Origin of the sequence: Actinoplanes hulinensis (genome assembly GCF_019429605.1) — a bacterium.
Classification (GTDB): Bacteria; Actinomycetota; Actinomycetes; order Mycobacteriales; family Micromonosporaceae; genus Actinoplanes; species Actinoplanes campanulatus.
Window position 1 is genome coordinate 1 of the sequence record NZ_JAHXZI010000048.1, and the last position, 6,139, is coordinate 6,139.

Annotated in this window: 7 protein-coding genes; 2 read left to right on the forward strand and 5 right to left on the reverse strand. The window is 70.7% G+C overall.

Features of this window, described 5'->3' with window-relative positions; translation table 11 throughout:
* Positions 1-175: 175 nt before the first annotated feature.
* Entirely contained in the window at positions 176-703 is a 528-nt protein-coding gene (locus tag KZ829_RS42420; protein WP_220149492.1) for a hypothetical protein, read from the reverse strand.
* A 56-nt stretch (positions 704-759) separates the two neighbouring features.
* On the opposite strand from KZ829_RS42420, the gene KZ829_RS42425 reads away from it, so the two are divergent.
* Positions 760-1,461, forward strand: coding sequence for an SIMPL domain-containing protein (locus tag KZ829_RS42425; protein ID WP_220149493.1), 702 nt, complete (start codon positions 760-762; stop codon positions 1,459-1,461).
* A 15-nt stretch (positions 1,462-1,476) separates the two neighbouring features.
* Here the strand turns inward: KZ829_RS42425 and KZ829_RS42430 are convergent, their stop codons facing one another.
* From KZ829_RS42430 to KZ829_RS42445, 4 genes are read right to left on the reverse strand one after another with little or no spacing between them, the layout of a single operon-like run.
* The gene (locus KZ829_RS42430; protein WP_220149494.1) at positions 1,477-2,250 is read right to left on the reverse strand and encodes an ABC transporter ATP-binding protein; all 774 of its coding nucleotides are present in this window, start codon (positions 2,248-2,250) and stop codon (positions 1,477-1,479) included.
* Positions 2,247-3,284, reverse strand: coding sequence for a FecCD family ABC transporter permease (locus tag KZ829_RS42435; RefSeq protein WP_220149495.1), 1,038 nt, complete (start codon positions 3,282-3,284; stop codon positions 2,247-2,249). The genes KZ829_RS42430 and KZ829_RS42435 overlap by 4 nt, the downstream gene beginning before the upstream one ends.
* 2 nt (positions 3,285-3,286) lie before the next feature.
* Positions 3,287-4,297, reverse strand: a complete 1,011-nt coding sequence (locus KZ829_RS42440) for a FecCD family ABC transporter permease (protein ID WP_220149496.1) — start codon at positions 4,295-4,297, stop codon at positions 3,287-3,289.
* Positions 4,278-5,285 (reverse strand): ABC transporter substrate-binding protein, encoded by a 1,008-nt coding sequence (locus KZ829_RS42445; protein ID WP_220149497.1) that lies wholly within the window; start codon positions 5,283-5,285, stop codon positions 4,278-4,280. Before KZ829_RS42445 ends, KZ829_RS42440 begins: the two co-directional genes overlap by 20 nt.
* Positions 5,286-5,571: 286 nt before the next feature.
* Between KZ829_RS42445 and KZ829_RS42450 the strand changes: the two genes are divergently transcribed.
* The coding region (locus KZ829_RS42450; protein WP_220149498.1) for a glycoside hydrolase family 11 protein at positions 5,572-6,139 on the forward strand (568 nt) is incomplete at its 3' end.

Genomic DNA, 6,139 nt, shown 5'->3' on the forward strand with positions numbered 1-6,139 from the left:
GTGCACTTCGACACGAAGGCCGATGACCAGGGCAACCGGGATATCAGCATCAACAGCACCCCGGGCAGCCTCGCCGCGTTCAAGAAGCTCGCCGCCAACCCGATCTTCAACGTCAAGCTGAGCTGACCGGACACACACCGAGCCGCCACCCCACCAGGGGTGGCGGCTCGTTCGGCTATTCGCAGGGCTCGAAGGCGTTCGTGATGTAGGTGATCCGGCCGCCGCCGTCCTTCCGGTCACCGGCCCACATCATCGGCGGTTCCTTCGGCGTGGTGATCCAGTACTTCTGGAACACGTCGTCCCACCGGGTGGTCGCGCCGGGGATGGTGCGCAGCGCCTTCCGGACGGTCGTCGCGGTCGTCACATCGTGCGGCAGGTGGACGCCGTCCGGCAGGCGTCCGGCGCCGACGGTCCAGCCGACCAGGCGGTTGCCGGGCGGCGCCATGGTCACCGTCAGCGCTCCCCAGATGAGATGGCGGCGCGGCTCCGCACCGGGATCGAGCTCGCAACCGCCGCCCCGCACGATCCGGTCCGGCGCGCTCAGGGCCCGGCGCAGCACCCGCTCCGCGGCCCGGGCCGAACCGCCGACCGCCACGCCGCCGACCGCCACCGGCGTCAGCTCCAGCGTGCGGCCGCCCCACAGCGCCACCACGGCCGGAGCGTTGAACAGGGCCGCGACCAGGATGGAGCGCCTCGCCGTCATCAGCTCACCGTAGCGATGAGCGCTCCCTTCGTACCAAAAATGGTTTTAATGAAGAAATGGTGTTATCTCGTTTCGCGGCCTCGGTAGCCGCGCTGACCACTCTCGTCGCGCTCACCGCCGGGCCGGCCGCCGCCGCGCCGGCCCTGGACAGTGTCACGGTCACCGGGACCGGCGATGTCTTCGGTGAGCCCGACGTCCTTGTCGCCGACTTCGCCGCCGAGGCCGGCGCGGCCACCGTCGCCGAGGCGATGGAGCGTGCCTCCGCGGCGGCCACCCGGATGCGGGACACGCTGGTGAGCGCCGGCGTCGTCGCGGCCGATCTGCAGACCTCCCACGCCGACATCAGCGCGCAGCGCGACGACAAGGGGAAGATCACCGGCTACACGGTGACGCAGGGGCTCACCGCGAAGATCCGGGACCTGCCGAAAGCCGGGACGGTGCTCACCGAGACGGTCACGGCGGGCGGGGACGCGGCACGGCTCAACGCCGTGTCCTTCGCGATCGACGACGACGCGGCGCTGCTCGCCGAGGCGCGCCGGAAGGCGTTCGCCGACGCCAAGGGCAAGGCCGAGCTGTACGCCGGAGCGGCCGGCCGGAAGCTGGGGCGGGTCATCCGGGTGAGTGAGGCGACCTCCGACGACGGCGGGGGGATCGGCGGACCGGACCACAAGTTCGCCGCGGACGCCGCGATGCCGGTCGAGCCGGGTCGCCAGCGGCTGACCGCGAACGTCACCGTGGAATGGCTCCTGCTTCGCTGAGCGGGTGACCGGCGGTCAGGCCGGCACCACGATCGGGGTTCCGGCGACCGGATCGGTGACGATGACGCAGGCGAGGCCGAACACCTTCCCGACCAGCTCGGCGGTGATCACCTCGGCCGGCGTGCCCTCGGCGACGATCCGGCCGTCGGCCATCGCGATGATGTGGTCGCAGAAGCGGCTGGCCAGGTTGAGGTCGTGCAGGACCGCGACGATCGTCTTCCCGGACTCCCGGTTCAGGGTGCCCAGCAGGCGCAGCAGCTCGACCTGGTGGTTGATGTCCAGGAACGTGGTCGGCTCGTCGAGCAGCAGCAGATCGGTGTCCTGGGCGAGCGCCATCGCCACCCAGACCCGCTGCCGCTGCCCGCCGGAGAGCTGGTGCAGGGGCCGGTTCGCCAGGTCGGCGGTGCCGGTCGCGTCGAGGGCGCGGGCCACCGCGTCGTGGTCGTCGCCGGTCCACCGGCGGAACCAGCCCTGATGCGGGTAGCGGCCGCGGGACACCAGGTCGGCGACGGTGACGCCGTCCGGTGCGACCGGCGACTGCGGCAGCAGCCCGAGCACCTTGGCGACCTCGACCGTGCTCATCCCGGACATCGGCGTGCCGTCCAGGTGGACCGCGCCCGCCCGGGGTTTGAGCAGCCGGGCCAGGCCGCGCAGCAGGGTGGACTTGCCGCAGGCGTTGGCGCCGACGACGGCGGTCACCCTGCCGTCCAGGATGTCGACGTCGAGGCCGCTCACCACGGCCCGGTCGTCGTAGCCGAGGGTGAGGCCCTGTGCGCGCAGCCGCGTCATCCGCCGGCTCCTCTCCGGTTCGTCGTGGCGAGCAGCCACAGCAGGTAGGGTGCGCCGACCGCGCCGGTGACCACGCCGGTCGGCAGCGGCGACGGCATCAGGTGCACGGCGACCAGGTCGGCGGTGAGCAGCAGCGCCGCGCCGGTCAGGGCGGCCGCCGCGATGCCGCCGGTGGCCGGGCCGAGCAGCCGGTTCGCGACCGGGCCGGCGACCAGCGCCACGAAGACGATCGGGCCGGCCACCGCGACAGCGAGCGCGACCAGCAGGACGGCGGTGCCGAGCAGGGCGGCACGGCTCAGCTCGGTACGCGTACCGAGCGCCCGGGCCGTGTCGTCGCCGAGTTCGAGCGCCCTGAGGTGCCTCTGCAACAGCACCGCGACCGGCAGCAGGACCGGCAGGGCGTACAGAAGGATCCGCAGTTCGCTCTCACTGGCCTGACCGACCGAGCCGGTGAGCCAGTGCATGGCCTGCCGCGCCTCGGTCAGTCTCGCTCGGCTCAGCACGTACCCGATCAGACCGTCGAAGAACGCGGCGACCCCGATGCCGATCAGGATGAACCGGTAGCCGCTGACCCCGTCCCGCCAGGCGAGCACGTACATGAGCAGGGCCGCGAGCAGGGCGCCGCCGAGGGCGTACGCGCACACGGCCAGCCCCGCGGCCTGGAGGAAGACGATGCCGCCGACCGCCGCGAGGCTCGCGCCGGAGGTGACGCCGACGAAGTCGGGAGAGGCCAGCGGGTTGCGCAGCAGTTGCTGGAAGACGGTGCCGGAGGCGCCGAGGGCGAGCCCGACGGCGAGCCCGGCGCCGGCGGTCGGCAGCCGCAGGCCGCGGACCACGAAGTCGATGCCGGGATTCGCCTCCAGATGCAGGACCGAGACGATCACCTGCCCGGCGGTGAGCCGGAAGCTGCCGACCATCATGGTCAGGACGAACAGGGCGGCCACCAGCAGGGCCAGGACCGTGGTGACGGTGACCGACCGGACGGATCGCCGGCGGCGGGTGACCCGCAGCGTGTCGAGTGTGGCGACGGACATGGTCAGGCCTCCGTGAGCCGGGCGTAGCGGACGATGCCCACGAAGACCGGCGCGCACAGCACCGCGAGGACCACTCCGACCTGGAGTTCGCCGGGCGCGCCGGCCACCCGGCCGATCACGTCGGCGAGCAGCAGGACGACCGGGGCGAGCAGCATCGAGTAGGGCAGGATCCACCGGTAGTCCGGTCCGCACAGGAACCGGGCCAGGTGCGGCACCACCAGGCCGATGAAGACGATCGGCCCGCATGCCGCGGTGGCCGCGCCGGCCAGCAGCGCCACCAGGGCGAACGCGGCGGCCCGGGTGAGCCGGACCCGCTGGCCCAGGCCGCGGGCCACGTCCTCGCCGAGTGCCAGCCCGTTGAGCGCGCGCCCGCATCCCAGCGACAGCAACAGTCCGGTCAGCAGGAACGGGGCGACGCCGGTGAGGACCGGTGTGTACCGGCCGGCCAGCGATCCGACCTGCCAGAACCGCAGCTCGTTGAGCGCGTCGATGTCGGTCATCACGATGGCCGAGGTGACCGAGATCAGCCCGGCGGTGACGGCCGCGCCGGAGAGCGCCAGCTTGACCGGGGTGGCGCCCTCGCGGCCCATCGACGCGATCGAGTACACCAGCACGGTGGCGGCCGCCGCACCGGCGAACGCGAACCACACGGAGACGCCGATCCCGCGGATGCCGAGCACCGACACGGCGAAGACGACGCTCGCGGCCGCCCCCGCGTTGATGCCCATGATCCCGGCGTCGGCGAGCGGGTTGCGCGTCACTCCCTGGAGGATGGCGCCGGCCACGCCGAGCGCGGCCCCGGCGAGGATCCCGAGCAGCGTACGGGGTACGCGCAGTTCGATCGTGACGGTGCTGTCGATCGTCTGGCCGCCGCCGAGGTTCCCCAGCGCCCGCAGGACCTCCGGCAGGTCGATCGACCGGGAGCCCTGGGTGACGCTGAGGAACGCGACGACGGCCAGGATGACACAGAGTGCGACGAGCCCGAGGGCGCGCCTAGGAGCCGATGTTCTCATCAGCGCCGTTGATCGCGGTGGTCAGCTTCTCCAGCTCGGTCGCGAAGTCGCCGTAGGTGTGCAGCCAGTACGCCGGCCAGGAGACGACCGCGCCGGCCTTGGCCGCCTTCACCTCGAACCAGGTCGGCTGCTTCTTGCCGAACTCGGCGTTCAGCGTGTCCTTGTAGGCGCGCCCGTCCCAGAGGATCAGGTCGGGCTGGTACTTGTCGGCGTTCTCCCAGCTCAGCGTCTCCCAGTAGGGGAAGTCCGCGTCCGGCGTCGCGGGGTTCATCACCTTGAGGCCCCAGCGCTGGAAGTCGAGCAGCTCGGGGGCGTACTTCGGGTTGGCGACGTACACCTTCTCGTCGGTCGGCGACATCCCGGCCGCGGTCAGGTTCGGCTTCGCGGCGGTGGCCGCCTTGAACGCGGCGACGGCCTTCTCGTACCGCTGCTTGTTCTCGGCGATCTTCGGGTCGTCGACCTTGGCGCCGAGGCTCTTCGCCAGCGCCTCGTAGCCCTCCGCGAGGTCGGCGATCGACTCACCCTGGGTGACGCCCACGATGGGCGCGAGCTCGGTGAGCTTCTTGCTCTTCTCGTCGACGCCCTCTTCCAGGCCGGAGTACGCCTTCTCGACCGGCCACCAGTCGCCGACGATCAGATCCGGGGCGAGGGAGGCCGCCTTCTCCACGTCGATCTTGCCCCACTCCTCGCCGAGGACGGTGATCCCGGTCAGGTCGAGGTTCTTGAGGTTCGCGTCGGTCTTCACCGGCTCGTCGGCGTAGATGCCGACCGGTTTGATCCCGAACGACATCAGGGCGGCCGCCTCACCGGCGTGCGCGATGATCCGGGTGGGGGTCTTCTCGGCCGTCACGGTCTCGCCGTTGCCGCTCTTGAAGGACCAGGGGCCGGCCGCCGCCGCGGGGGTCTCGGGCTCATCGGTGCCGCCGCCGCAACCGGCGAGCAGCACGCCGACTGTCGCGACGGCCAGGATCGAACGCCAGGTGTGCATCGGGGGCCGTCCATTCATACGCGGATCATTGGTTAGGGAAGGCTAACCATAGTTCAAAGGATGTGCATAGCCGGGCTCCGAAAGTTTCGGGGACCTGCGCCGGGCATGCCCTCGGTTTGCCGTGCTGGATGCTCGTGAATGCCTGTTGGGGTCGATCTCGGTATTTCCGAAAGTTCTCCGAAAGTTGTTGACACGATTCGAGGTAATGACGAAGCTCGATTTCGTAACATTCCCGTCCCCGTGGGGCTGCTTCCCCGACAGCCCCTCAAGAGGAGGAAAGGCCCACATGTCCGTAGAAATCCCACGTCGGCGCGGGCGCGTCCGCCTGCTCACCGCCGCTCTCTGCACCGCCGCGATGGCGATCGCCGGGGTCTCCGTGGCCGGCGTCGCGCACGCCGAGGCTGACCGGACGGTCAGCTCGAACACCACCGGAACCCACAACGGCTACTACTTCTCGTTTTGGAAGGACAGCGGCAACGCGAGCATGACGTTGCGTGCCGACGGCCGGTACTCCAGCAGCTGGGACCGCGGTACCAACAACTGGGTCGGTGGCAAGGGCTGGGCCACGGGCACCCGCCGGACGATCACCTACTCGGGCAGCTACAACCCGGGTAACAACAACACCTACCTGGCGCTGTACGGATGGACGCGCAGCCCGCTGATCGAGTACTACATCGTCGAGAACTTCGGCAGCTACAACCCGAGCAGCGGCGCCACCCGGATGGGCACCGTCACCACCGACGGCGGCACCTACGACATCCTGCGCAGCCAGCGGGTCAATGCGCCGTCGATCGACGGCACCCAGACGTTCTACCAGTTCTGGAGCGTGCGGCAGTCGAAGCGCAGTTCCGGCA